The 24,640-nt window shown below is 61.5% G+C and carries 24 protein-coding genes, 9 tRNA genes and 1 pseudogene; 13 read left to right on the forward strand and 21 right to left on the reverse strand.

The features are described 5' to 3' along the window. Nucleotides 1–38 precede the first annotated feature (38 nt). On the forward strand, nucleotides 39–836 hold the full coding sequence (locus tag C3418_RS08975) for a DUF1338 domain-containing protein (RefSeq protein ID WP_010673836.1): 798 nt from the start codon (nucleotides 39–41) through the stop codon (nucleotides 834–836). Between the two features lie 180 nt (nucleotides 837–1,016). Continuing rightward, on the forward strand, nucleotides 1,017–1,268 hold the full coding sequence (locus C3418_RS08980; protein ID WP_010673837.1) for a hypothetical protein: 252 nt from the start codon (nucleotides 1,017–1,019) through the stop codon (nucleotides 1,266–1,268). 39 nt (nucleotides 1,269–1,307) lie between these two features. Here the strand turns inward: C3418_RS08980 and C3418_RS08985 are convergent, their stop codons facing one another. Further along, nucleotides 1,308–1,934 (reverse strand): HAD family phosphatase, encoded by a 627-nt coding sequence (locus tag C3418_RS08985; protein ID WP_010673838.1) that lies wholly within the window; start codon nucleotides 1,932–1,934, stop codon nucleotides 1,308–1,310. Nucleotides 1,935–2,097: 163 nt separating this feature from the next. On the opposite strand from C3418_RS08985, the pseudogene C3418_RS08990 reads away from it, so the two are divergent. Then, nucleotides 2,098–3,461, forward strand: a pseudogene (locus tag C3418_RS08990) (MDR family MFS transporter). Nucleotides 3,462–3,565: 104 nt separating this feature from the next. Here the strand turns inward: C3418_RS08990 and C3418_RS08995 are convergent. From C3418_RS08995 to yqfB, 3 genes are all read right to left on the reverse strand, one after another. Then, nucleotides 3,566–3,952: a DUF1622 domain-containing protein gene (locus C3418_RS08995; RefSeq protein WP_010673839.1), complete on the reverse strand. Its 387-nt coding sequence runs from the start codon at nucleotides 3,950–3,952 to the stop codon at nucleotides 3,566–3,568. A 61-nt stretch (nucleotides 3,953–4,013) separates the two neighbouring features. Continuing rightward, a complete protein-coding gene (locus C3418_RS09000) occupies nucleotides 4,014–4,934 on the reverse strand; it encodes an alpha/beta hydrolase (protein WP_010673840.1) in 921 nt (306 codons plus the stop codon). Between the two features lie 87 nt (nucleotides 4,935–5,021). Next, a complete protein-coding gene (gene yqfB, locus C3418_RS09005; RefSeq protein WP_010673841.1) occupies nucleotides 5,022–5,354 on the reverse strand; it encodes a N(4)-acetylcytidine aminohydrolase in 333 nt (110 codons plus the stop codon). Between the two features lie 270 nt (nucleotides 5,355–5,624). On the opposite strand from yqfB, the gene C3418_RS09010 reads away from it, so the two are divergent. After that, on the forward strand, nucleotides 5,625–7,457 hold the full coding sequence (locus C3418_RS09010; protein WP_029314126.1) for an SLC13 family permease: 1,833 nt from the start codon (nucleotides 5,625–5,627) through the stop codon (nucleotides 7,455–7,457). A 244-nt stretch (nucleotides 7,458–7,701) separates the two neighbouring features. On the opposite strand, the gene C3418_RS09015 is transcribed toward C3418_RS09010, so the two are convergent. The 14 genes from C3418_RS09015 to lolB form a co-directional block, all read right to left on the reverse strand. Continuing rightward, nucleotides 7,702–7,785: transfer RNA gene (locus tag C3418_RS09015), tRNA-Leu, on the reverse strand. Between the two features lie 8 nt (nucleotides 7,786–7,793). Beyond that, a tRNA-Met gene (locus C3418_RS09020) sits at nucleotides 7,794–7,870 on the reverse strand. A gap of 36 nt (nucleotides 7,871–7,906) precedes the next feature. After that, a tRNA-Gln gene (locus tag C3418_RS09025) sits at nucleotides 7,907–7,981 on the reverse strand. 46 nt (nucleotides 7,982–8,027) lie between these two features. Continuing rightward, nucleotides 8,028–8,104 (reverse strand) — tRNA-Met (locus C3418_RS09030). Between the two features lie 39 nt (nucleotides 8,105–8,143). Next, nucleotides 8,144–8,218 (reverse strand) — tRNA-Gln (locus C3418_RS09035). A gap of 42 nt (nucleotides 8,219–8,260) precedes the next feature. Further along, a tRNA-Gln gene (locus C3418_RS09040) sits at nucleotides 8,261–8,335 on the reverse strand. A gap of 42 nt (nucleotides 8,336–8,377) precedes the next feature. Continuing rightward, nucleotides 8,378–8,452 (reverse strand) — tRNA-Gln (locus C3418_RS09045). Nucleotides 8,453–8,460: 8 nt separating this feature from the next. Next, a tRNA-Met gene (locus tag C3418_RS09050) sits at nucleotides 8,461–8,537 on the reverse strand. A gap of 235 nt (nucleotides 8,538–8,772) precedes the next feature. Further along, nucleotides 8,773–9,864: a redox-regulated ATPase YchF gene (gene ychF, locus C3418_RS09055; RefSeq protein ID WP_010673843.1), complete on the reverse strand. Its 1,092-nt coding sequence runs from the start codon at nucleotides 9,862–9,864 to the stop codon at nucleotides 8,773–8,775. Nucleotides 9,865–9,996: 132 nt separating this feature from the next. Next, entirely contained in the window at nucleotides 9,997–10,593 is a 597-nt protein-coding gene (gene pth / locus C3418_RS09060) for an aminoacyl-tRNA hydrolase (protein WP_010673844.1), read from the reverse strand. A gap of 249 nt (nucleotides 10,594–10,842) precedes the next feature. Beyond that, a complete protein-coding gene (locus C3418_RS09065) occupies nucleotides 10,843–11,790 on the reverse strand; it encodes a ribose-phosphate pyrophosphokinase (protein WP_010673845.1) in 948 nt (315 codons plus the stop codon). A 239-nt stretch (nucleotides 11,791–12,029) separates the two neighbouring features. Next, a tRNA-Gln gene (locus C3418_RS09070) sits at nucleotides 12,030–12,104 on the reverse strand. Beyond that, nucleotides 12,084–12,962: a 4-(cytidine 5'-diphospho)-2-C-methyl-D-erythritol kinase gene (gene ispE, locus C3418_RS09075; RefSeq protein WP_029314128.1), complete on the reverse strand. Its 879-nt coding sequence runs from the start codon at nucleotides 12,960–12,962 to the stop codon at nucleotides 12,084–12,086. The genes C3418_RS09070 and ispE overlap by 21 nt, the downstream gene beginning before the upstream one ends. 20 nt (nucleotides 12,963–12,982) lie before the next feature. Further along, nucleotides 12,983–13,561, reverse strand: coding sequence for a lipoprotein insertase outer membrane protein LolB (gene lolB / locus C3418_RS09080; protein ID WP_069784693.1), 579 nt, complete (start codon nucleotides 13,559–13,561; stop codon nucleotides 12,983–12,985). Nucleotides 13,562–13,686: 125 nt separating this feature from the next. Between lolB and hemA the strand changes: the two genes are divergently transcribed. The 7 genes from hemA (at nucleotide 13,687) to C3418_RS09115 (ending at nucleotide 20,685) form a co-directional block, all read left to right on the forward strand. Next, a complete protein-coding gene (gene hemA / locus C3418_RS09085; RefSeq protein ID WP_010673848.1) occupies nucleotides 13,687–14,946 on the forward strand; it encodes a glutamyl-tRNA reductase in 1,260 nt (419 codons plus the stop codon). Between the two features lie 51 nt (nucleotides 14,947–14,997). Continuing rightward, nucleotides 14,998–16,086 carry a peptide chain release factor 1 gene (gene prfA, locus C3418_RS09090; RefSeq protein ID WP_010673849.1) on the forward strand — a complete coding sequence of 363 codons (1,089 nt, stop codon included), beginning with the start codon at nucleotides 14,998–15,000 and terminating at the stop codon, nucleotides 16,084–16,086. Then, nucleotides 16,086–16,919, forward strand: coding sequence for a peptide chain release factor N(5)-glutamine methyltransferase (prmC, locus tag C3418_RS09095; RefSeq protein WP_010673850.1), 834 nt, complete (start codon nucleotides 16,086–16,088; stop codon nucleotides 16,917–16,919). Before prfA ends, prmC begins: the two co-directional genes overlap by 1 nt. Nucleotides 16,920–16,962: 43 nt before the next feature. Further along, nucleotides 16,963–17,343: a SirB2 family protein gene (locus tag C3418_RS09100; protein WP_010673851.1), complete on the forward strand. Its 381-nt coding sequence runs from the start codon at nucleotides 16,963–16,965 to the stop codon at nucleotides 17,341–17,343. An 11-nt stretch (nucleotides 17,344–17,354) separates the two neighbouring features. Next, nucleotides 17,355–18,155, forward strand: a complete 801-nt coding sequence (locus C3418_RS09105; RefSeq protein WP_010673852.1) for a SirB1 family protein — start codon at nucleotides 17,355–17,357, stop codon at nucleotides 18,153–18,155. 105 nt (nucleotides 18,156–18,260) lie between these two features. Continuing rightward, nucleotides 18,261–19,115, forward strand: coding sequence for a 3-deoxy-8-phosphooctulonate synthase (gene kdsA / locus C3418_RS09110; protein WP_010673853.1), 855 nt, complete (start codon nucleotides 18,261–18,263; stop codon nucleotides 19,113–19,115). 286 nt (nucleotides 19,116–19,401) lie between these two features. Beyond that, on the forward strand, nucleotides 19,402–20,685 hold the full coding sequence (locus tag C3418_RS09115) for a dicarboxylate/amino acid:cation symporter (RefSeq protein ID WP_010673854.1): 1,284 nt from the start codon (nucleotides 19,402–19,404) through the stop codon (nucleotides 20,683–20,685). A gap of 79 nt (nucleotides 20,686–20,764) precedes the next feature. On the opposite strand, the gene grcA is transcribed toward C3418_RS09115, so the two are convergent. Continuing rightward, on the reverse strand, nucleotides 20,765–21,145 hold the full coding sequence (gene grcA / locus C3418_RS09120; protein WP_010673855.1) for an autonomous glycyl radical cofactor GrcA: 381 nt from the start codon (nucleotides 21,143–21,145) through the stop codon (nucleotides 20,765–20,767). A gap of 614 nt (nucleotides 21,146–21,759) precedes the next feature. Here grcA and ung point away from each other — a divergent pair. Together ung and C3418_RS09130 are read left to right on the forward strand one after the other, a co-directional pair. Next, nucleotides 21,760–22,440 (forward strand): uracil-DNA glycosylase, encoded by a 681-nt coding sequence (ung, locus tag C3418_RS09125; protein ID WP_010673856.1) that lies wholly within the window; start codon nucleotides 21,760–21,762, stop codon nucleotides 22,438–22,440. Nucleotides 22,441–22,600: 160 nt separating this feature from the next. Beyond that, nucleotides 22,601–23,146, forward strand: a complete 546-nt coding sequence (locus tag C3418_RS09130; protein ID WP_010673857.1) for a hemerythrin domain-containing protein — start codon at nucleotides 22,601–22,603, stop codon at nucleotides 23,144–23,146. A gap of 93 nt (nucleotides 23,147–23,239) precedes the next feature. Here the strand turns inward: C3418_RS09130 and C3418_RS09135 are convergent, their stop codons facing one another. Both C3418_RS09135 and tal read right to left on the reverse strand, forming a co-directional pair. Next, the gene (locus C3418_RS09135; protein ID WP_010673858.1) at nucleotides 23,240–23,419 is read right to left on the reverse strand and encodes a DUF3545 family protein; all 180 of its coding nucleotides are present in this window, start codon (nucleotides 23,417–23,419) and stop codon (nucleotides 23,240–23,242) included. Nucleotides 23,420–23,599: 180 nt separating this feature from the next. Next, on the reverse strand, nucleotides 23,600–24,550 hold the full coding sequence (gene tal / locus C3418_RS09140) for a transaldolase (RefSeq protein ID WP_010673859.1): 951 nt from the start codon (nucleotides 24,548–24,550) through the stop codon (nucleotides 23,600–23,602). Nucleotides 24,551–24,640: the final 90 nt, after the last annotated feature.

Genomic DNA, 24,640 nt, shown 5'->3' on the forward strand with positions numbered 1-24,640 from the left:
GGTGCCCCTGTCTGTACCCGCAATCAAAGGAAAGAGAGATGCAAAAGGATATCGACACCCTGTTTGGCCATCTGTGGGACAACTACATTCAGGTCACCCCCAGTGCTCACAAGGTTCATCAACTGCTGGGCGGCGGTGCCCCCATCATCAACGATCACGTGGCGTTTCGGACCTACAACCTGCCCAAGCTCGGTCTCGAGAAACTGGCGGCCCACTTCCGCGCCCTGGGGTATGAAGAGAAGGGCGAGTATGTATTCAAGGCCAAGAAGCTCTATGCCAAACACTTCGAGCATAAAGATCCTGATGCGCCCAAGGTGTTCATCAGCGAGCTGAAGGTGGAAGAGCTCTCCGAAGGTGCCCAGGCCATCATCCACAAGCTGGTGGATCAGGTACCCGATCACCTCACCGACACCTCGGCCTTCCTCTACGCCGGCGCGCCCTGGCAGGTCTCCCACACCGACTACCAGACCCTGCTGGCAGAGAGCGAGTATGCCGCCTGGATGGCCGCCTGGGGTTATCGTGCCAACCACTTCACCGTCAACATCAACCGCCTGAAGGACTTCGACACCATCCAGCAGGTGAATGCGGCGCTCAAGGCGGCAGGCTTCGTGCTCAACACCGTTGGCAGCGAGGTGAAGGGCGATCCCGAGGTGATGCTGGAGCAATCCTCCACCATGGCAGACAAGGCCGAGGTGCCCTTCAGCGACGGCGTGCGCACCATCCCGAGCTGCTTTTACGAGTTTGCCCTGCGCTACCCGCAGGCCGACGGCGTGCTCTACCCTGGCTTCGTCGAAGCGTCGGCCGACAAGATCTTCGAATCCACCAACGCCATGTAATGGCCGCCATGAAAACAACGCCCCGCCTGGGGCGTTTTTTTATGGATTTACGCCGACCTGACACCTCTTTACCTCCCCTTAACCCATCAGTTCGCGGCGATTCGCTAGCATGATACCGCCCGCTGCCGTGGGCCATCGCCGCACCGTGCCGGTGTATGCCACCCGTTTTGGAGTCATGCCATGAAGATTGTTCTGCCTTTGCTGTTTTCCCTCACTACTCTGACCGCCGCAGCGGGCGATCAGGGCAGCCGTACCCCGCCCAAGCCTCCGCACGAGCTGTCGGTCGAGATGAAAGCGGCGTTTGAGAACTGCAAGGAGCATGGCAAACCGGGGGAGTCGGAATTTGACAACTGCATGTCAGATCTGGGATTTGAGCGGCCGGACGGCCCGGTACCGGCAGGTGGGAAGGAGGGGGAGAATGAGGCCGAGTAAGCTGGTGCGGGCCCGTCGGTTAGGATGGTCCCGCACCGCTCACACCCGTTGCAGCGTCCCTTCGGTGGCCAGCAAGGTGGTCATGCCGGCGGCCTTGCCCGCCTGAATGCCTATCCGGGTGTCTTCAAACACCAGGCAGTTGGCCGGGTTGGCGCCGAGCTGCTCGGCCACTTTCAGGAAGGTGTCCGGGTGGGGCTTGTGATTGACCACATCATCGGCACTCACCAGCACGGAGATGAAGGCATCGAGCCCGGTCTGACGCAGGATGTGCGCCGCATGTTCCCGGGTTGAGCCGGTACCTATGCCCATGGGCACCTTGTCGTGGTACTGCCTGACCAGCTCCCACATGGCGGGAAACACCCGGACGTCGTCGATCCGTGCCAGGTAGAGGGCGACCTTGCGCCGGGCAAAGGCTTCCACGTCGATGGTCATCCCGTGCCGCTCTGCCAGCATGGTCACTATCTTGCGGGTGGGGATGCCGCCGTACTCGTTGAGCTGTGCCCGATCAAACGGCAGGCCGAACTCGGCACTGGTGATTTCCCAGGCATCCAGGTGCAGAGGCATGGAGTCCACCAGGGTGCCATCCATGTCGAAGATCAGGGCGTCGTACTCGTCGAATCGGGGCTGTTCACTCTGGTGATGATCGCAGGGGGATGACTGGGGCATGGGGGCGTCCTCTTCGGCAAAGACTCACCCTAGCAGATCCAGCGCGCAGATGTCGCGACCTTCATCATGGTTGGCAGTGGTTTTGACCATCGGCTAATGATTTATGAGACAATAATGTGCCTTGCACCCCCTGTGCCGATATCTCACATGAGCGAGCCTGCCTATGTCCCCCAAAACCGTCTTCTCGAGCGTGGCCCTGGTGATCGCCCTGGGCTCACTGGAAAAGAGCATCGTCACCACGCCCTTGCCCATCATAGGGGTTGAGCTGAACGCCGGTGCCGCCCTCACCTGGGTAGTGACCGCCTATCTGCTGGCGGCCACTGCGGCCCTGCCCATCTATGGCAAGTTGAGCGACATGTTCGGCCGGGTACGCATGCTCAACATCGGTATCGGCCTGTTTCTGGCTGGATCAGTGGCCTGCGCCCTGGCCCAGGATCTGCCAACCCTGCTGGCCGCCCGCGTGCTGCAAGGATTGGGGGGCGGAGGGCTGATCGCGCTCGCCTTTACCGTGATCGCCGACTGTATTCCGCCACGGGAGGTGGGCAAGTATCAGGGGTATATCTCGGCGGTCTATGCGGTCTCCAGCATCGCAGGCCCGCTGCTCGGTGGCTATTTTACCGAGCAGCTCAGCTGGCGCTGGATCTTCTGGATCAATCTGCCTCTCGGTGCCATCGCCCTCTGGCTGGTGAACCGCAATCTGGGTCACCTCAATGTGCGTCGCCACAGCCGCTTCGACTGGAAGGGAGCGGCACTGCTCATTACGGTCACCACCCTCACCCTGTTGCTGCTCTCGCCGGAAGCGGCCTTGCCCGCCGTCTGGCTCGCGGCTGCGCTGGGGGCGGCCTTGTTGCTGCTCGTCCTGGCTGAGCGGCGGGCGCACGACCCCATACTGCCGGCCCACCTGGTGCGCCTGCCGGGTTATCTGGTGAGCGTGCTGCTGGCGCTGGCTTCGCAGTTGCTGATGTTTGCCGTGCTGGTCTACCTGCCGTTGCAGATGCAGTGGCAAAAGGGGATGAGCGCCAGTGACAGTGGCGAGATCATGGTGATCTTCATGGTCTGCATCACGGCGGGGCCTTCGTCGGCGGCAAGCTCATCGGTCGCACCGGTCACTACAAGCGTTTCGTGGTGGCAGGTTTTGCCCTGGCAGCGCTGGCCCTGTGGCAGATCCACTTCGACGTCTGGGCCAGACTGGGACTGGGGTTTGCCGGATTGGGGCTGGGTCTGGTGCTGCCGGCGCTGTCGGTGGTGGTGCAAAATGCCCTGCCGCGGGAAGATCGCGGCATCGGCATGTCCCTGTTCAACTTCGGCCGGGAGCTGGGTGGGGCGGTCGGTGTCGCCATCTGCGCCGTGTTGTTCCATGCCGCCCTGCCGGCAGGCAGCAGCCCCAATCTGGCCAGCCTGAGCCCGGCCGAACTGGCACCCGGTTTCAGCGCCACCTATATCGGCATGGCGCTGATCGCCACCGCCGCCCTGCTGGTCACCTTGCTGGCATTGAAGCGCCACGAGCTGGCCAGCAAGCACGTCTGATGGTTGCTATCGGATACAAAGAGGGCTCCCCGCGGGGAGCCCTCTTCATGGGATCAGGCAGGTGCCTTTCCTTCCGTGTCGTGGCCTTGTGCCACTCAGCCCACTCATCGGGCGTCGGGGCGGGAAGGTGACCTGACAGGCTCGGGTTGCTGGCGCTCGGCCTGGGCATCGAGTTCCTTGCCGAGGAAGTAGTTCAGGAAGGTGCGGATGACCGCGATGATGGCGAGGCGCACCAGCTCCTCCTTGCTGGGGGCCACCGTGGTGGCCAGGATGTCGGCAGCGAGCTGGAATTCCAGCGCCAGGATGAGCCAGCTGCCGAAGCAGAGGCGGATGCGGGGAAAGCCGGGCTCGTGATCCCGCACTCTGGCCGCCAGCCAGAGGGTCTTGCCAAGGCCGATGACCACGCATGCGATGGAGATGATCTCCAGCAGCAGCTGGAACAGCTCCACCCCGTGCATCATGCCCTCTTTCAGGCTCGCTATCTCGAACACTCGGGTTACCTCCCTGATTCAAAAGAGACACTTTTAACACGGCTTGGGGGCCGGTTCCAACTCAGAGTCTTCTGAGCATCATGGCTATCTGGTCGATGAGCTGACGAGCGGCAGGGCTGATGGCCGCCAGTTGGAAGTAGCCATGAATGACGCCATGCTGCCGCTGGCAAGTGGCATCGACGCCAGCCTGCACCAGCTTGCCATACAGGGCTTCCCCTTCGTCGCGCAGCGGATCATATTCCGCCGTGACGATATGGGTCGGCGGTAATCCTGACAGGGCGGGATGGTGGAGCGGGCTGGCTTCGGGATGGCTGGGGGGCAGGCTGCCCAGGTAGGCGTGAAAACCGCTTTCGAGCATGTCCCGGGTGATGAGGTAGTCGTCACCGAGATCGCGGTAGCTTTGGCTCTCGCAGAGGGCATCCAGCATGGGATAGAGAAGCAGCAGGGCCTTGGGCAAGGGGGCGCTGGCAGCCTTGAGCCGCAAGGTGGTGACCAGGGCGAGATGACCCCCTGCGCTGTCGCCGGCAATGGCGAGACGTGCCGGATCCCCATGCCATTTCTCCACCTCGGCCATGATGGCCCGTGTGGCGGCCAGCGCATCGTCGTGAGCCGCAGGATAGGTGTGTTCCGGGGCGAGGCGGGTGTGTACGGCGAAGATCAGGGTGCTGGCCCGGTTGCACAGCATCCGCATCTGGCGATCGTGGGTCTCGAAATCCCCGCTGACAAAACAGCCGCCGTGAAAATAGATCAGCACCGGATACGCGGGGTCCGGTTTGTCTGCGGGCCGATAGCAGCGGATGGCGTGGTGATCGGCCTGCCACTCTTCGATGGCGCCCACCTCTTCCCGCTCACCGCCCAACAGGGCAGAGGCTAGGTAGCCGTCACGGCGCGCCTGCCAGCTCAGCTGGCTCGCCTTGGGACGACCTGCGGCGATGAAGTCTGCCACCATGGCTGCGATGGCCGGTTCGAGTTGTTTTTCCATAAGACACCAATGACTGTATATAAAAACAGTCATTGTGCGCTTTTGGCCCGTGAGCGCAACCGGCGTTAGCTGAGGCAGCTCACAAAATCAGGCTTCAATCAGCACGAATTCAATCACATAGAGGGGCGGCAGTGCGGGGTAGATATCGCGGATCACATCTTTAAGCTCGGGGAGGGTCATGTTCTCCTGACGGGCGTGCTCGTCGCTCAGCGCCTCGAAGGCGACCGCCTTGACCGAGATGACCTCAATGGTGCCAAAAGGCTGGTGTTCCGGGTTGGTGAACAGGGCCAGGCGCTGGCCGGGCTGCCAGTTTGCCTCGCTCTCGTCGCGGATGGTGATGGTCTTTCGGCCAGCCTGGATGTCGGCGACAAAGCGGCTGAAGAAGGTGAATGCCGGGTAGGCCGGGGTGTGCTGGGCCATGTCGTCTCCGAAGGGCAAGGGGTGAGAGGGCGGCTCAGGCCGCGGCGGGCCCATTTTAGGAGGGGCGGGGGGAGCGTGCAGCACTTTTTACCCCGACATGTGAAGGGCGACCGACTGCGTTCACGGACCGGTAAAATGGCCGCAACTGAACCTGGATGTGAGATGATGCGGCCTCCTCTTTCTTGATATGTAACAAATCAAGGGGACGGGCTCTGTGGTCTGATGGCGTCCGGGGCCGGCCGTGGTTGACGTTGAACAAAAGGAGCAAGTGTGAATTCCGAGTTGATCTGGGTGCTCAGCATGCTGGTGGGTGCCATTCTCCTGTTTATTACCAACAAGGTACGCATGGACGTGGTCGCCTTGTTGATCATCATCCTGTTCGTGTTGAGCGGCACCCTGACCCTGCCGCAGGCGCTGGCAGGATTCAGCGATCCCAACGTCATTCTGATTGCCGCCCTGTTCGTGGTGGGGGAGGGGCTGGTGCGTACCGGCATCGCCTATCAGGTGGGAGATGCCCTGGTGAAGGTGGCCGGCAGCAGCGAAACCCGCATGCTGGTGCTGCTGATGGTGGCGGTGGCGACCCTGGGGGCCGTGATGAGTTCGACCGGGGTGGTGGCCATCTTCATCCCCGTGGTGCTGAGCGTGGCGAACCGGATGGGGATCCCGGCGGGCAGACTGATGATGCCGCTCGGCTTTGCCGGCCTTATCAGCGGCATGATAACGCTGGTGGCAACCCCTCCCAACATGGTGGTGAACAGTGAACTGATGCGCCACGACATCCAGGGGTTCGGCTTCTTCGGCTTCACTCCCATGGGTGTCATCATTCTGGGGATGGGGATCCTCTACATGCTGCTGATGCGCAACCGTCTGGTGCGTGAAGGGGAAGAGGGCAAGGGCAAGCAGATGGGACGCAGCACCATGCGAGATCTCATCCGTGACTACCGGCTGGCCGGGCGAGCACGCCGACTGGCGATCCGGCCCGACTCCCCCCTGATCGGCCAGACCCTGGACGAGCTGCAATTGCGTGCCCGCTTCGGGGCCAACGTCATCGGGATGGAGCGCTGGCGCAAGTTCAGGCGGGTGATGGTCAGTGTCACCGGGGTGACCGAGTTCCAGGCCAAGGACGTGCTGCTCATCGACATGTCGGATCCCGAGGTGGATGTGCGGGAGTTTTGCAGCGAGGCGCGGCTCGAGCCCATGATATTGCGCGGGGAGTATTTCTCCGATCAGGCGCGGGAGGTGGGCATGGCGGAGGTCTCCCTCATCCCCGGCTCCCGGCTGCTCGGCAAGAGCATCCGCGAGGTGACCTTCCGTTCCCGTTACGGTCTGAGTGTGGTGGGGATCCGCCGGGATGGAGAGGCGCTGACCGGCAAGCTGGTGGACGAGGCGCTGCAGATGGGGGATACCCTGCTGGTGGTGGGGAACTGGAGCCTCATTCGTCAGTTGCAGACCCATCATCGCGATTTTCTGCTGCTGGGCCTGCCTGCGGAAGTGGACGAGATGGCGCCGGCCCGCAGCCAGGCCATCCACGCCCTGATTGCCCTCGGGGTCATGATAGTGCTGATGGTGACGGATCCCGTGCCCAACGTCATCGCGGCGCTCATCGCCTGCCTGCTGATGGGCAAGTTCCGCTGCATCGATCTGGAGAGTGCCTACAAGTCCATCCACTGGCCGACCCTGATCCTCATCGTGGGCATGTTGCCCTTTGCCCTTGCATTGCAGCAGACCGGCGGGGTGGATCTCATCGTCGGCGCGCTCATCTCGGCAGTGGGGGAGATGGGCCCCAGGGTGATGCTGGCCAGCCTCTTCGCGCTCTGTGCCGTCATCGGGCTCTTCATCTCCAACACGGCGACGGCGGTGCTGATGGCGCCCATCGCGCTGGGGACGGCCCATCAGATGGGGGTCTCGCCTTATCCCTTTGCCATGACCATCGCCATCGCCGCCTCGGCAGCCTTCATGACGCCGGTCTCGTCGCCGGTCAACACCCTGGTGCTGGGCCCGGGCAACTACAAGTTCATGGATTTCGTGCGCATCGGCGTGCCCTTCACCTTGCTGGTGATGGTGGTCAGCGTCATCGCCATCCCCTGGTTCTTCCCGTTCTGACGACAGCAAACGATATGGCGGCCTGCGGGCCGCCTTTTTATTGCCCGCAGCGCTCTGCGAGATGAAAAGGGCGGCATCACGCCGGAGCAGGACATAGCGCCGTCGCAGAGGAGAGCACAAGGCTCAGCCGTTGAGACATGAGGTGGCGTTGCAGGCGTGCGATGGCGTGGAGAGGGGAAGAAGAGCGGCAAACGCCGGATACAAAAAAACCAGCCTGAGCTGGTCTGTTTGGTACTGCTTTCGATGGTGCGGAAGGAGAGACTCGAACTCTCACGCCTAGGGCGCCAGAACCTAAATCTGGTGCGTCTACCAATTTCGCCACTTCCGCAAGAATAATGGTGGCTATGACGGGATTCGAACCTGTGACCCCCGCATTATGAGTGCGATGCTCTAACCAACTGAGCTACATAGCCGTCTTGTGCACGACTTGCGTCGAATACAAGCAAAAATGGCTGGGGCACTAGGATTCGAACCTAGGTATGGCGAGATCAAAACCCGCTGCCTTACCGCTTGGCGATGCCCCAACAGTGTTCTTTGCAATCGGATGATTGAAGGAACGTTTTTCAAACATGGTGGCTATGACGGGATTCGAACCTGTGACCCCCGCATTATGAGTGCGATGCTCTAACCAACTGAGCTACATAGCCGTTTGTTGTCAACCACAAACGTGGAAGAGAACAGAAAAATGGCTGGGGTACTAGGATTCGAACCTAGGGATGGCGAGATCAAAACCCGCTGCCTTACCGCTTGGCGATACCCCAACAGCGATGCCTGACAGAGACCATCAAACATCATTCAAAAAATGGCTGGGGTACTAGGATTCGAACCTAGGGATGGCGAGATCAAAACCCGCTGCCTTACCGCTTGGCGATACCCCAACAGTGATGCCTGACAGAGACCATCAAACATCATTCAAAAAATGGCTGGGGTACTAGGATTCGAACCTAGGGATGGCGAGATCAAAACCCGCTGCCTTACCGCTTGGCGATACCCCAACTAGAGATGGTGGCTATGACGGGATTCGAACCTGTGACCCCCGCATTATGAGTGCGATGCTCTAACCAACTGAGCTACATAGCCAACCGTGCTTCCAGTGAGTCGTTGCCTCGTCACTGTGCGGCCGGAATTATGCGTATCTGGCTCTGGGGCGTCAACCCTTTTTTTGTTTGAAAAAACGAATTTGGGTGCGTTTGGCGAGTTATTGGCCGCTGTCGTGCAAAAGCCCAACAATCTGGTTTTTTTTACGACATTCGCACCCAGATCGCGCCTCTGGCCAGATAAAAAAGAGGCCAGCAAATGCTGGCCTCTCATGGGGTTAGACGTTGAACAGGAAGTTCATGATATCGCCATCCTTGACGATGTAGTCTTTCCCTTCCGCGCGCATCTTGCCTGCTTCCTTGGCGCCTTGCTCACCCTTGTAGGTGATAAAGTCGTCGAAGGCGATGGTCTGGGCGCGAATAAAGCCTTTTTCGAAGTCGGTGTGGATCTTGCCAGCGGCCTGCGGGGCGGTGGCGCCTACCGGAATGGTCCAGGCGCGCACTTCTTTCACACCGGCGGTGAAGTAGGTCTGCAACTTGAGCAGCTCGTATCCGGAGCGGATCACCCGGTTCAGGCCCGGCTCCTCGATGCCCAGATCCGCCATGAACTCGGCGCGGTCTTCGTCGTCCAGCTCGGCGATGTCCGCCTCGATGGCGCAGCAGACGACCACGACAACGGCGTTTTCGGCGGCGGCTATCTCACGGACCTGATCCAGGTAGGGGTTGTTCTCGAAGCCATCTTCCGCCACGTTGGCGATGTACATGGTGGGTTTGAGGGTCAGGAAGTTGAGGTGGCTGACGGCGTCCAGCTCATCCTTGTCCAGCTTCATGCCGCGGATCATCTGGCCGTTTTCCAGGGCAACCTTGATCTTCTCCAGCACTTCCACTTCCAGCTTGGCATCCTTGTCGCCGCCCTTGGCACGCTTGGACTGGCGATTGATGGCGCGCTCGCAGGCATCCAGGTCGGAGAGGGCCAGCTCGGTGTTGATCACCTCGATGTCGTCGGCCGGGGAGACCTTGCCCGCCACGTGGACGATGTTCTCGTCCTCGAAGCAGCGCACCACGTGACCGATGGCTTCGGTTTCACGGATGTTGGCGAGGAACTGGTTGCCAAGGCCTTCGCCCTTGGAGGCACCGGCCACCAGGCCGGCGATGTCCACGAACTCCATGGTGGTCGGCACGACACGCTGCGGATTGATGATGGCCGCCAGCTGGTCGAGGCGAGGATCCGGCATGGGGACCACACCCGTGTTCGGCTCAATGGTGCAGAACGGGAAGTTGGCGGCTTCGATGCCGGCCTTGGTCAGCGCATTGAACAGGGTGGATTTGCCTACATTGGGCAGGCCCACGATACCGCATTTAAAACCCATGGATTGTTACCTTGTTGGTGGATGCTTCAAGGGGCCGCGCGGGCGGCCCGTGTCGTGTTGCTTGACCCCGAGGCGAGGGATCTCGCCAGGGGGCCGGTCATCTTGAACTGCCTGGCGATGCAGGCTGAAGGCCTAGACTTTCTCGGCCTTGAAACTGTGCAGGCGATTCATGGCCTTGGTCATGTCCTGCTTGAACAGGATGTCGGTGGCGCGCAGGGACTCGTCCAGCGCGGCCTCGATCAGACTCTGCTCACTGCTGGGCGCCTTGGTCAGCACGAAGCCGGCGACCAGCTCCTTGGCGCCCGGATGGCCGATGCCAAGGCGCAGCCGGAAGAAGTTATTGTTGTTGCCCATCCTGGCGATGATGTCCTTGAGGCCGTTATGGCCGCCGTGACCGCCCCCTTGCTTGAACTTGGCGATGCCGGGAGGCAGGTCCAGCTCATCGTGGGCCACCAGCATGGCTTCCGGCTCGATCTGGTAGAAGCGGGCGAGCGCGGCCACCGCCTTGCCGGAGAGGTTCATGTAGGTGTTCGGGATGAGCAGCCGCACATCCTGGCCATCCACCTGGATGCGGGCGGTGTGGCCGAAGAACTTGGGCTCTTCGCGCAGGCTGACGTTGTGCCAGCGTGCCAGTTGCTCCACATACCAGGCGCCCGCATTGTGGCGGGTCTTGGCATATTCGGGGCCGGGATTACCCAGCCCGACAATCAGTTTGATTTGACTTGTCACGCTTGATGTCTTCACTCGCTACTTGCCATGGGCGGATGACCCGGGGCAATGGGACGCAATATTCTAGCCGCCGAGTGGCGATCACTCAACCAAAGTGCGGCAAGGTCGGGGAAAAGCCGGACAGAAGGGCTCGGGTGGGGTGGCTCGTCCGAGGTTTTCGTCTCTTGCCGAGTGGAGGCTGGCGGCTGGCGCCAGGCACCCAAAAAAACAAAAACCGCCATTCGGCGGTTTTTGTCACAACAGGGTCTATCAATGCTCGAACATGGCAGAGATGGACTCTTCGTTGCTGATGCGGCGAATCGCTTCGGCCAGCACGGAGGAGAGGGTCAGCTGCTTGACCTTGCCGACTGCCTTCATCTCCGGGGTGAGCGGGATGGAGTCGGTGATGATCAGCTCGTCGATGACCGAATTCTTGATGTTTTCAACGGCGGTGCCGGAGAAGACAGGGTGGGTCGCATAGGCGAACACGCGCTTGGCACCACGCTCTTTCAGCGCTTCGGCCGCTTTGCACAGGGTGCCGCCGGTGTCGATCATGTCGTCGACGATGACGCAGTCACGACCGGCTACGTCGCCGATCAGGTGCATGACCTGGGAGACGTTCGGACGGGGACGACGCTTGTCGATGATGGCGATGTCGGTGTCGTCCAGCAGCTTGGCGATGGCACGGGCACGGACTACGCCGCCGATGTCCGGTGACACGACCACGGGGGATTCGAGGTTCTTGGCCTTCATGTCTTCCAGCAGCACCGGGCTGCCGAACACGTTGTCGACGGGGACGTCGAAGAAGCCCTGGATCTGCTCGGCATGCAGGTCAACGGTCAGCACACGGTCCACACCCACGCTGGAGAGGAAGTCGGCGACGACCTTGGCGGTGATGGGCACACGGGCGGAGCGGACGCGGCGGTCCTGACGGGCATAACCAAAGTAGGGGATAACGGCAGTGATACGGCCAGCTGAAGCACGACGCAGTGCATCCACCATGACGATCAATTCCATCAAATTGTCGTTGGTCGGGGCACAGGTGGATTGAATGATGAAGATATCGCCACCGCGTACATTCTCGTTGATCTGTACGCTGATCTCGCCGTCGCTAAAGCGACCTACGGCAGCATTGCCGAGTTTGATAAACAGGCGATCTGCGATCTTCTGGGCTAGTTCCGGCGTTGCGTTACCAGCAAACAGCTTCATGTCAGGCACGGTTTGAAACCTCGGGGTTGCATCCAGTATGTGGGGAGTCTGATTTTAGACCCGTATCGTTTGGGGGCAAACGATTTAGCAAGATGACGGACAAGGTCTCTGGGCGATGTCGAGGATGGCGTCTCATCACCCGCAGGGTGGGTGGACGGGAATCCACCTTGAGCGCCATCGCGTCAGATTGGCCCAAGACACATCGACGAGGTCAACACCTCCCGATACGGCCTCAACAAGGAGAGAGTTGGCTGGGGTACTAGGATTCGAACCTAGGAATGGCGAGATCAAAACCCGCTGCCTTACCGCTTGGCGATACCCCAATCACTGACTTGTTGCAAAGTGGCGAAGAGTGGTGATATGTTCTCGCCCTTGGCGACAAACCCATCCCAGCCTTCCGGCACTTTGGCCAACACCTTCCGAGCAGCCATTTCGTCTTCAAATTGAGCAAAGACGCAGGCGCCAGTGCCCGTCATTCTTGACGGCGCGTATTCTAGCAACCAGCCGAGCGCATTGGCAACCTCGGGGTGGCGCTTTTTCACCAGCAATTCGCAATCGTTTTTCCACTCCCCTTCCAGCAGATTGCCCAGGGTCATCTTGGGGGTGTCGCGAGGCAGTTCCGGATCCTGAAACACGGCCGCCGTTGCCACATGGCAGTCGGGCTTGAGCACCAGATACCAGGCAGCGGGCACCTCGACCGGTTGCAGTCGCTCGCCCACTCCTTCTGCAAAGGCGGCCCGGCCGCGCACGAACACCGGCACGTCGGCGCCGAGCTGCACGCCGAGCTGCGCCAGCTCATCCTCGCCGAGGCCCGCCTGCCAGAGATGGTTCAGGGCCACGAGCGTGGTGGCGGCATCGGACGAGCCCCCGCCGATGCCGCCGCCCATGGGCAGCACCTTCTCCAGCCGGATATGGGCCCCCTGGGGGCTCGGCAGCCTGGTTTGCAGCAGGCGGGCGGCGCGGATGATGAGGTTCTGTTCATCGGGCACGCCGGGAATGGCGGGGCTCAGGGTGAGCTGGTCGCTACCCGGGATCACCTCGAACTCCAGCCAGTCGCCGTGGCTGAGGAAGATGAACAGGGTCTGCAGCTCGTGATAGCCGTCGGGGCGGCGGCCGTTGACGTGCAGGAAGAGGTTGAGCTTGGCCGGGGCGGGCCAGCGGATCTGGCCAGGCTTCATCATGGTGCTGTGCTCCTGCGCCATCACTGTGCCAGCGTCCACTGGTTGATCTGCAACTTGAGGCGGCTCTCCTGGCCCGTCATGGTCAGCAGGTGCGGCAGGCGGTAGCCGTCCTGGTCCCGGTAATCGCCGTAGAGGATCTGCCACTGGCCATCGCGCACACTGGCGAGGCTGGCGTCGGGATTGAGCTCGAACTCGGCGTTGCCCGGCAGCCCCTTGATCCACTCCGGCAGCCCGGCCACCGGAATGTGCCAGCCGGTGAGCTGGTAGACGAGCGCCTCGGCATCCTGGCTCTGGTGCAGCCTGCCGTCGTTGTCGAGCAGGGTCACCTCGCCCCCGGTGCGGGAGAGCTCCAGGATATGGGTGCCGATCAGGCTGGTGAGGTTGAGGCGGTAGTCGTCGCCGTTCTGCTGCCAGTTGAGGCGGGCGCTGCCCTTCTGGCGGGCGGTGATGATGGCCATCTTGCCCGACAACTGCCAGTGTGTGAGGCGTTCGAGGCGGGCGCGCTCCTGCTGCCAGTTGACCTGATCCCGCTGGGGTTGGGTGGTGGTACAGCCCGCCAGCACCAGCAGGCAGGCGAGGGAGAAGATACGCAACAACAAGGTGGAGCTCCGCAGATGAGGTTTGCGACAGTATAAGGGGCGGCCGTATTGCTTTTAAAGACTTACCCTTTCTCGTACAATTGTCGGCCTCTACACCCTGTGCATGAAACGATCATCACCCACCCATGAGTCTGCTTGCCCTCGGAATCAACCACAACACCGCCAGTGTCGCCTTGCGGGAGCGGGTCGCCTTTGGCCCGGACCGCATCGATCGCGCCCTGCGTGAGCTGGTGGAGCAGCCTGGCGTCAGCGAGGCGGTGATCGTCTCCACCTGCAACCGCACTGAGCTCTATTGCAGCCTGGAGCAGGGGCAGGGGGAGCAGGTGCTGAACTGGTTGCAGCGGTTCCACGCGCTGGAGGCGAGCGAGGTGCTCTCCGCCATCTACCGGCACCAGGACGAGGAAGCGGTGCGGCACCTGATGCGGGTGGCCTGCGGCCTCGACTCCCTGGTGCTCGGGGAGCCGCAGATCCTGGGGCAGATCAAGCAATCCTACGCCCACGCCCAGCAGGCGGATGCGGTGAAAGGATCCCTGGAGCGCCTGTTCCAGAAATCCTTCTCGGTGGCCAAACGGGTGCGCACTGACACCGAGATCGGCGCCAGCGCGGTGTCGGTAGCCTTCGCCGCCGTGAGCCTGGCCCGCCGTATCTTCTCCGATCTCTCCCAGACCAAGGTGCTGCTGGTGGGCGCCGGCGAAACCATCGAACTGGTGGCCCGCCATCTGCGCGAGCAGAGCGTGACCCGGATGATGGTGGCGAACCGCACCCTGCAACGGGCCCAGTTGCTGGCAGAGGAGTTCGGTGCCCAGGTAATGACGCTCGAAGAGATCCCGGACTACCTGCACGAGGCGGACATCGTCATCAGCTCCACCGCCAGCCCCCTTCCCATCCTCGGCAAGGGCATGGTGGAGCGGGCGCTGAAGGCCCGCCGCTTCAGGCCCATGTTCCTGGTGGACATCGCCGTGCCGCGTGACATCGAGGCCGAGGTGGACGAGCTCTCCGACGCCTACCTCTACACGGTGGACGACCTGCAGGGCATCATCGAGCAGAACCTCGAGACCCGCAAGCGGGCGGCCGCCGAGGCGGAGCTCATCGTCCAGGAAGAGCGCGACGACTTCATGGGCTGGTATCGCAGCCAGCACTCGGTGGATCTCATCCGCGATTACCGTCACCAGTCCCAGCAGGTGGCCGATGAAGAGCTGCAGCGCGCCCTGCTGGCCCTGCAACAGGGCGAGAATGCCGAGCAGGCCCTCAGGGCCATGGCGCACCGCCTCACCAACAAGTTGATCCACGCACCGACCCAGGCCCTGCGCCAGGCCGCCGCCCAGGGGGATGCCCACAAGCTGGCCCAGCTGCGTCAGGTGCTGGGATTGTCACAAGAATCATAGTGTTGGGGCGGCCCCTTGGCCGTCCCGTCCTCCATCGAGAATCCAAGAGTCATGAACCCGTCATTGATCAGAAAGCTGGAAGGCCTCATCGAGCGCCACGAAGAAGTACAGGCCCTGCTCGGCGAGCCCGGGGTGGCCTCGGATCAGGACAGATACCGTGCCCTGACCCGGGAATATGCCCAGCTGGAAGACATAGTCCACGCCTTCCAGCGTTTCCGTCAGGCCGAAGAGAACCTAGAGACCACCCGGCTGATGCTGGAGGAGGAGGATGCCGACCTGCGCGAGATGGCGCAGGAGGAGCTGCCGCTCGCCAAGGCGGCCTTCGAGGAGCAGGAGCAGGCGCTGCAGGTGATGCTGCTGCCGCGGGATCCCAAGGATGACAACAACTGCTATCTGGAGATCCGCGCCGGCGCCGGTGGTGACGAGGCGGCCATCTTCGCGGGGGATCTGTTCCGCATGTATTCCCGCTACGCCGAGCGCCAGGGCTGGCGTGTCTCCATCGTCAGCTGCAACGAGGGCGAGCACGGCGGCTACAAGGAGGTGATCGCCAAGGTGGACGGCGAGCACGTCTACGGCCGCCTCAAGTTCGAATCCGGCGGTCACCGGGTGCAGCGGGTGCCGGAGACCGAGTCCCAGGGCCGGGTGCACACCTCCGCCTGCACAGTCGCCGTGCTGCCGGAAGTGCCGGAGGCCGAGCAGATCGAAATCAACCCCTCGGAGCTGAAGATCGACACCTTCCGCGCCTCCGGGGCCGGCGGCCAGCACGTCAACAAGACCGACTCGGCCATCCGCATCACCCACCTGCCCACCGGCCTGGTGGTGGAGTGCCAGGACGAGCGCTCCCAGCACAAGAACCGCGCCAAGGCGATGTCGGTGCTCTCGGCCCGCCTGCAGGCGGCCGAGGACGAGCGCCACCGCGCCGCCGAGCAGAGCACCCGCCGCAACCTGGTGGGCTCCGGGGATCGCTCCGAGCGCATCCGCACCTACAACTACCCCCAGGGACGCCTCTCCGAGCACCGGATCAACCTCACCCTGTATCGCCTGGGCGAAATCCTGGAGGGAGATCTGGACTGCGTGATCACCCCCCTGGTGCAGGAGTATCAGGCGGATCAGCTCGCCTCCCTGGCCGAGAGCAACTGATGCAGATCCAGCAGGCCCGTGCCCATATCATGGCGACCCTGGCCTCCGGGGAATCCCCCCGCGCCGACGCCGATGCCCTGCTCTGCCATCTGCTGGAGTGCCGGCGCGGCTACCTGATGACCTGGCCGGAGCGCGAGCTCGATGCCGCCCAGCAGGCGACCCTGGCGGGCTGGCTGGCGCGCCGCCTCCAGGGCGAACCCATCGCCCACCTCATCGGCGAGCGGGAGTTCTGGTCCCTGCCGCTGAAAGTGAGCCCGGCCACTCTGATCCCGCGCCCGGATACCGAGGTGCTGGTGGAGCAGGCGCTGGCGCGCCTGCCAGCAGGCCCCTGCGCCCTGCTGGATCTCGGCACAGGGACCGGCGCCATCGCGCTCGCGCTCAAGTCCGAGCGACCGGATGCCGATGTATGGGCCGTGGACAGGATGCCGGAGGCCGCCGCCCTGGCCCGCGCCAACAGCGCCGCGCTGGGCTTGCCCGTCACGGTGCGGGACGGCAGCTGGTTCGAGCCGCTCTCGGGTGCTCCGCGCTTTGCGATGATCGTCTCCAACCCGCCCTACATCGACGGGGCGGATCCTCATCTCGACGAGGGGGACGTGCGCTTCGAGCCCCGCTCCGCCCTGGTGGCGGACGAGCAGGGGCTGGCGGACATCCGCCTCATCGTGGCAGGCGCACCTGCCCACCTGGTTCCCGGTGGCTGGCTCCTGCTGGAGCACGGCTGGGAGCAGGGGGCATTGGTGCGTCAACTCCTGTTGCAGCAAGGCTACGACCAGGTGGAAACCGTGCGCGATTACGGTGATAACGAGCGAGTGACCCTGGGGCGGCTGGCTCGTTGACGATGACGGGCGGGCTCTTCCCGCCCCCGTGCAAGGAAATGTTATGTATGTTGTGCTCAAGCATCTGCACCTCGCCCTGATAGCCGGGGCCGTGCTGATGTTTATCCTGCGCTTTTACTGGTCGCAGACCGGCTCCGCCCTGGCGGGGGCCCGTACCCTCAGGGTGAGCGGCTGGCTCAACGGCCTGGTGGTGCTCTCCGGCGTGCTGTTGTGCATGGTGCTGGACCTCAACCCCCTCAACAACGCCATTCCCTGGCTCAGCGAGAAGCTGACCGCGGTGCTGGTGGTGATGTTTCTGGCCATGATGGCCCTGCGCCTGGCGCGCAGCAACGGCATCCGCTGGTTTGCCTTCCTGGGCGCCCTGGGGTGGATCTTCTTTATCGCCAAGCTGGCGGTACAAAAGCAGGCCAGCCTGTTCGGTTAGGGATGACGACGATGATACGCGTGGACGAATGGACCGATTTCGAAGCCCATGACATCGCCGAGCTGGCGCTGTCGGTGAGCGACGAGATCCGGGGACAGGGTGGGAGCGGGGAGGCCGAGCTGGCCCGCCTCGATGCCTGGCTGGACGAGGCGATTGCCGAGGGGGACTGCGACGAGGTGCGCCGCCAGCTGCTGCAGGGGTTCTACCAGACCCTGGGGTTTCGCGGCGACTGGCAGGATTACTTCTCGGCGGCCAACTGCGACCTGAACCAGGTGCTGGCAAGGCGCAAGGGGATCCCGGTCAGCCTCGGCATCCTCATCATCCAGCTGGGTCGCAAGATAGGGCTGGATGTGGAGGGGATCTGCTTCCCCGGCCACTTCCTGCTGAGCTTCGCCGGCCTGGAAGGGGAGGTCTATGTGGACCCCTTCAATGGGGACGAGCTGAGCCGGCACCGCATCGAGCTGCTGCTGCGCGGCGCCCTCGGCAACCTGGCGAGCCTGAGCGACGACCACCTGCAGCCATCGGGGCAGTGGGAGATCATCGAACGGTTGCTCAACGTCAGCAAGGGGGCCCTGCTGCGGGAGGAGCGGATGACGGAGGCGCTGCGCTGCAGCGAGCTGCTGCTGCGCATGAAACCCGGCGATCCGCTGGAGACGCGGGATCGGGGCTTCATCTACGAGCAGCTCGATTGCCCGCGCTTCGCCGCCGACGATTTCGAGTACTTTATTGAACAATGCCCCGACGATCCCGTGGCCGACGTGCTGAAAACCCAGCTGGCCAGTCTGGATCTGAGCCCCAAGCCACTCCATTGAGGGGGCTGGGAAATCAAGCGGAAGAATATCGAGGCCGCCGTGCCCAGGGCACAGCGGCCGGATGTGGATTCAAGCCCCGAGCCCTTTTACCTAAGGAAGCCTGAGATGGAACAGAAGAATATCAAGATCAACCAGATCGACGTCGCCAACGACAAGCCCTTCGTGCTGTTCGGCGGCATGAACGTGCTGGAGTCCCGCGACATGGCGATGGCGGTGTGCGAGAAGTACGTGGAAGTGACCAGCAAGCTGGGCATCCCGTTCGTGTTCAAGGCGAGCTGGGACAAGGCCAACCGTTCCTCCATCCACTCCTATCGTGGCCCGGGTCTGGAAGAGGGGATGAAGATCTTCCAGGAGCTGAAAGCGACCTTCGGCATGCCGGTGATCTCAGACCTGCACGAGCCCCATCAGGCCAAGCCGGTGGCGGAGGTGGTCGACGTCATCCAGCTGCCCGCCTTCCTGGCGCGCCAGACCGATCTGGTGGAGGCTATGGCCCGCACCGGCAACGTCATCAACATCAAGAAGCCGCAGTTCCTGAGCCCGAGCCAGATGAAGAACATCACCGACAAGTTCGAGGAGTGCGGCAACGATCGCCTTATCCTGTGCGAACGCGGCGTCAACTTCGGCTATGACAACCTGGTGGTGGACATGCTGGGTCTGGGCGTCATGAAGAAGAGCACGGGTGGCTACCCCGTCATCTTCGACGTGACCCACTCCCTGCAGTGCCGTGACCCCCTGGGCGCCGCCTCCGGTGGTCGCCGCGAGCAGGTGGCCGAGCTGGCCCGTGCCGGCATGGCGGTGGGCCTGGCAGGCCTGTTCATCGAATCCCACCCGGATCCCAAGGTCGCCCGCTGCGACGGTCCGAGCGCCCTGCCGCTGGAGAAGCTGGAAGGCTTCCTCAAGCAGATGAAGGCCATCGACGATCTGGTCAAGGGCTTCGAGCCCCTCGATACTTCGGTCTGATCCAGGCTTAGGTTGAAAAATGCCCCGCTCTGCGGGGCATTTTTATTTCTTCCGTCTTCACATGGCGCCGCTTCATGGTCATTACTGCAAGGTTGCTGTGGTGTTAATGATGTTAAATATATTGTGTGATTGATGTCGCTAAATTGATTCTTATAACGTGTGAAAGTGCCGCCGTCGGAATGGCGAAATGGCATGAACCGGGTGAGAGGTGTGAACTGTCTCGCCGCGGATCCCTGCACGCGTTTTTTGCCATCGCCCGTGTCAATTAATTAACAGGACGTTGAGCATGCACAAGAAAATAGTCAGCAGCCTCTACTTTCAGGTGATATTGGCCATCACCATCGGAATATTGCTGGGGCACTTCTATCCGAGCCTGGGCGCCGATATGAAACCCCTCGGCGATGGTTTCGTGAAATTGATCAAGATGATCATTGCCCCCGTTATTTTCTGTACCGTGGTGACGGGGATCGCCGGCATGGAGAGCATGAAGGCAGTCGGCAAGACGGGGGCCATCGCGCTCATCTATTTCGAGGTGGTGAGCACCCTGGCGCTGATCATCGGCCTGTGCGTGGTCAACCTGCTGCAACCCGGGGTCGGCATGAACGTGGACCCCTCCTCGCTGGATGCCAGCGCCATCTCCGCCTATGCGGAGCAGGCTCAGTCACAGGGCATCGTCGCCTTCCTGCTGGACGTGATCCCGGCCAGCGTGATCGGCGCCTTTGCCAGCGGCAATATTCTCCAGGTGCTGCTGTTTGCGGTGCTGTTTGGTTTTTCCCTGCATCATATCGGTGAGAAGGGTAAGGCTATTTTCAATATCATCGACGGCTTCTCCCAGGTTATTTTCGGGATCATCAACATGATCATGAAATTGGCACCTGTCGGGGCATTTGGTGCCATGGCGTTTACCATAGGAAAATATGGCATCGGCTCCCTGGTACAGCTCGGGCAATTGATCGCCAGCTTCTATCTGACCTGTCTGCTGTTTATTTTCCTGGTGCTTGGCAGTATCGCCAAGGCAAATGGCTTCAGCATAGTGCGCTTTATTTCCTACATCCGGGAAGAGCTGCTGATCGTGCTCGGCACTTCCTCATCGGAATCCGTATTGCCGCGCATGCTGGTGAAGATGGAGGCGCTCGGCTGCAAGAAGTCGGTGGTGGGCCTGGTGATCCCGACCGGTTACTCCTTCAACCTGGACGGCACCTCCATCTACCTGACCATGGCCGCCGTCTTCATCGCCCAGGCGACCAACACCCCGCTGGACTTGTTCCATCAGCTCACTCTGCTGGTGGTGCTGCTCATCTCCTCCAAGGGGGCGGCCGGGGTCACGGGCAGCGGCTTCATCGTGCTGGCGGCGACCATCTCGGCGGTGGGACATCTGCCGCTGGCCGGGCTGGCGCTGATCCTCGGGATTGATCGCTTCATGTCGGAGGCGCGCGCCCTGACCAACCTCATCGGCAACGGGGTGGCGACCCTGGTGGTAGCTCGTTACTGCGATCAGCTCGACGAGGCCACCATGCAGGACGCCCTGGCGAAACCCGTGGTGGCAAGGCCGGTGGACCTGCGAAGCTGAGCCAGGTTCCGGCGGTGATCATCACCCATGAAAAAACGGCCCGAGGGGGCCGTTTTTTTATCTCTTTACGCAGGGCGCCTTACAGGCTCTGGGTGAAGGTGCGGGTGACCACGTCACGCTGCTGCTCCGGGGTCAGGGCGTTGAAACGCACGGCGTAACCGGAGACGCGGATGGTGAGCTGCGGGTATTTTTCCGGGTTGGCGATGGCGTCTTCCAGGGTTTCGCGGCGCAGTACGTTGACGTTCAGGTGCTGACCCCCTTCGACCACAGGCTCTTGCTGAACCGGCAGTTCACGGTATTCGAATTGACCCAGGTCGGAGAGGCTGACTTCCTGATCGGCGGCAAAGCTGTCGCCCTTGGCGCAGATGCAGCGAGCCTGTTGTTTCTCTTCGTCCAGCAGCCAGAAAGAGTTCAGCAGAGCGGCGTTGGCGGACTGGGTGATTTGGATGCCCTTGATCATGGTATGACTCCTCATAGGAAAGCGGATTCAACGGTAAGCACATTACCCTGATGTTTTTAAACCACCTCTTGGAAGGAATGATTTAACGGGGCCTTGCCTTACACCTTTACTTCGTTGGGGCCATATATACCACGACGGTAATATTACGAAAATTGATCCAAATCAATAAAACCCCATTTTGCACGCATTAAAAGGGATTAAATCATTGAGTTGAATCAAAAACAGATCATTTTTCTGTTTTTGTAAGATATATGAATTATGCATTTTTTATTATTCATATCTAGTAATTTAACTACACCTTTAGGGTTTATTTCTGGCGTCAGCGAAAACCGGCCTGCCCATGAGGCTTGTCCGAAGGACATCCTGTTATTCCTGTGTCGACGCAGCCCCGGTCATTGCCCGTGAACGCCGCCGCCACTTCCCAGGCTGGCCAGGCTGAGCCTGACCTCCATGCGGTTGCGTCTTGGGGGCGAGGACCCTATCCTGAGCCCCTTGCTCTATTGACCGAGGAGATAGCGGTGCCAAGCTGGACAGAAGGCGGGGAGTGGGGAGAGGGAGAGGCTGGCATGCCAGCCAGGATGGAAGGAGTGGATTCGCAACGAGAGGAGACGGGTGTGCTGACCTGGAAAGATGTGATTGGTTCGGAGAAAGAGCAGGCGTATTTCATGGACACCCTGGCCACCGTCAGGGCCGAGCGGGAGGCGGGCAAGGTGATCTATCCCCCGGCGACCGAGGTATTCAATGCCTTCAAACTGACCGAGCTGGATGACGTCAAGGTGGTGATTCTGGGGCAGGATCCCTATCACGGCCCGGACCAGGCGCACGGCCTCTGTTTCTCCGTCTTGCCCGGAGTGCGCACGCCGCCGTCCCTCGTCAACATCTACAAGGAGATGCAGCGGGATCTGCCGGGTTTTGTCACACCCAATCACGGATTCCTGGAATCCTGGGCCAGACAGGGAGTGCTGCTGCTCAATACGGTGCTGACGGTCCAGGCGGGCATGGCGCACTCTCACGCCCACCTGGGGTGGGAGACCTTTACCGATCGGGTCATCGAGCGGATCAATGCCCATTGCCAGGGAGTTGTCTTCCTGCTGTGGGGCGCTCATGCCCAGAAGAAAGGGCGCTTCATCGACCGGTCGCGCCACCATGTGCTGAGCGCCCCCCATCCCAGCCCGCTCTCTGCCCATCGCGGTTTCATCGGTTGCGGCCACTTCTCCGAGGCCAATCGCCTGCTGGTCCAGCAAGGACGCAGTCCCATCGACTGGCTCTCGGTCTGCGCCGATCCGGCGGCCTGACGCCGTGCATGCACAGGGGAAATGGTGTCCCCTGTGCCTCCTGTGGTGAGAGGCTGGTGCAGCCGCTGTCTGCATCCGACTTGATTGAGTGCAAAGTTCAGGCAATAAATGACCGTATACTCGAGACAGACGTTTTCTCATTTCAGTGCAAGGAGTGCCCATGTTATCCAGTCTGCATAAGGACCACCTCAACATCACCCGGTTGCTGACGCTGCTCAAGCAAAAGCTGGCGGCCATTCGCAATGAGCAGCCGGTCAGCTACTTCCTGCTGCGGGATGTGGTGGATTATCTGCGCGAGGTATCTGACAAGTACCACCACCCGAAGGAAGACATGATTTATGACTACTACCTGAAATACAGGGTGGTGGAGGGGGAAGTGGCCAACCGGTTGCACGAGGAGCACGCCCGTCTGCTGGATGCAGGGACCGAGCTCAAGGAGATGGTGGAGATGATCCTGATGGATGCGGTCATCCCGCTGGATCAGTTCGTGGCCTGTCTGGAGCAGTTCATCGAGCAGCAGGAGGCGCACATGAACTATGAGGAAGGGGTCATCTTCCCCCATCTGCGCGACTCCCTGACCGAGGATGACTGGCGTCATCTCGAACAGCTCTGGCAGAACCGGGCCATCAATGATCCCCTGTTCGGGGCGGAGGTGAGCCAGCACTTCCAGGCGCTGGCCAAACAGCTCTCGCTGCCTGCAGCCTGACAGGATCACCCATAAAAACAGCGCCCCGGTCAATCCGGGGCGCTGTTTTTATGGCTCCACTCGCTGGAGTGAAACATGGGCGACGTGGGCGTATCAGAGCTCCAGGTCGTCCGATCCTTCATAGGCGATGTCGATGGCCTGCAGCTCCTTTTGCAGGCGGTGCTTGTCTTTAAGCGCCTCAATCTCACGCCATTTGCGTTTTTTTCCCGTTGTCCCGCGGCTACGTGAACCCAGCTCAACGACCTCGTCAAAATCGAAGTTGAACATGTCCATGGCTCCCTCCTTGGTTTTATGGTTTTCACCATCCGTATAACACGACGCCTTTGAAAATAAAACGTTTTTATGACGAAGTTGTGACAACCGGAAACAGGCACAAAAAAACCGGGCTGCCCTTTCGGGAGCCCGGTTTTTGCAGCGCCACTTCGCTCTGTGAGAGCCGTGTGGCGAGCGGCCTTACAGGTGGCTTGCCAGCATGGTTTCCAGCTTGCCCTGGTCGATGGCGAACAGGCGGATGCCTTCCCCCAGTTTCTCGACTGCCATGGCGTCCTGGTTCAGCTCCCAGCGGAATTCGGCTTCGGTCATCGGGGCCGGTTTGGCTGTGCGCTCGCCGGTGTAGTCCAGTTTGCGCACCACGGTGCCTTCGGCCTTGCTCAGCTCTTCCAGCAAAGCGGGGCCAATGGTCAGGCGGTCGCAGCCGGCCAGTTCCAGGATTTCGCCGGTGTTGCGGAAGCTCGCGCCCATGACCACGGTCGGGTAGTCGTGCTGCTTGTAGTAGTTGTAGATGGCGGTGACGGAGACCACGCCCGGATCTTCACTGGCGGTGTAGTCACGGCCGTTCTTGGCCTTGTACCAGTCGAGGATGCGGCCCACGAACGGGGAGATGAGGAAGGCGCCGGCTTCGGCACAGGCACGAGCCTGGGCGAAGGAGAACAGCAGGGTCAGGTTGCACTGGATACCCTCTTTCTCCAGCACCTCGGCGGCACGGATCCCTTCCCAAGTGGAGGCCAGCTTGATCAGGATGCGATCATTGCTGATGCCGGCTTCGTTGTAGAGGCGGATCAGCTTGCGGGCCTTGGCGATGCTGGCGTCGGTGTCGAAGGAGAGGCGGGCGTCCACTTCGGTGGAGATGCGGCCCGGGACGATTTTCAGCACTTCGAGGCCGATGTTGACCGCCAGCTTGTCGCCTGCGTCGATGATTTGCTGTGCCTTGTCCTGGCTCTGGGATTTGGCCCAGGCAATGGCGTCCTGGATCAGGGCTGCGTACTCGGGGATCTCGGAGGCCTTGAGTACCAGAGAGGGGTTGGTGGTGGCATCGATGGGCTGGTAGCGCTTGATGGCTTCGATGTCGCCGGTATCGGCAACCACTGTGGTCAGGGCTTTCAGCTGGGTCAATTTATCGGCCATGGCAAATATCATCTCTTTATGAGGGAGCAATCCCAGGGTGGCGGGCATGAGACGGCAGTTCTGAAATTAAATTACAAGATCCCGGCGGCT

Origin of the sequence: Aeromonas sp. ASNIH8, from assembly GCF_002919855.1 — a bacterium.
Taxonomy (GTDB): Bacteria; Pseudomonadota; Gammaproteobacteria; order Enterobacterales; family Aeromonadaceae; genus Aeromonas; species Aeromonas caviae.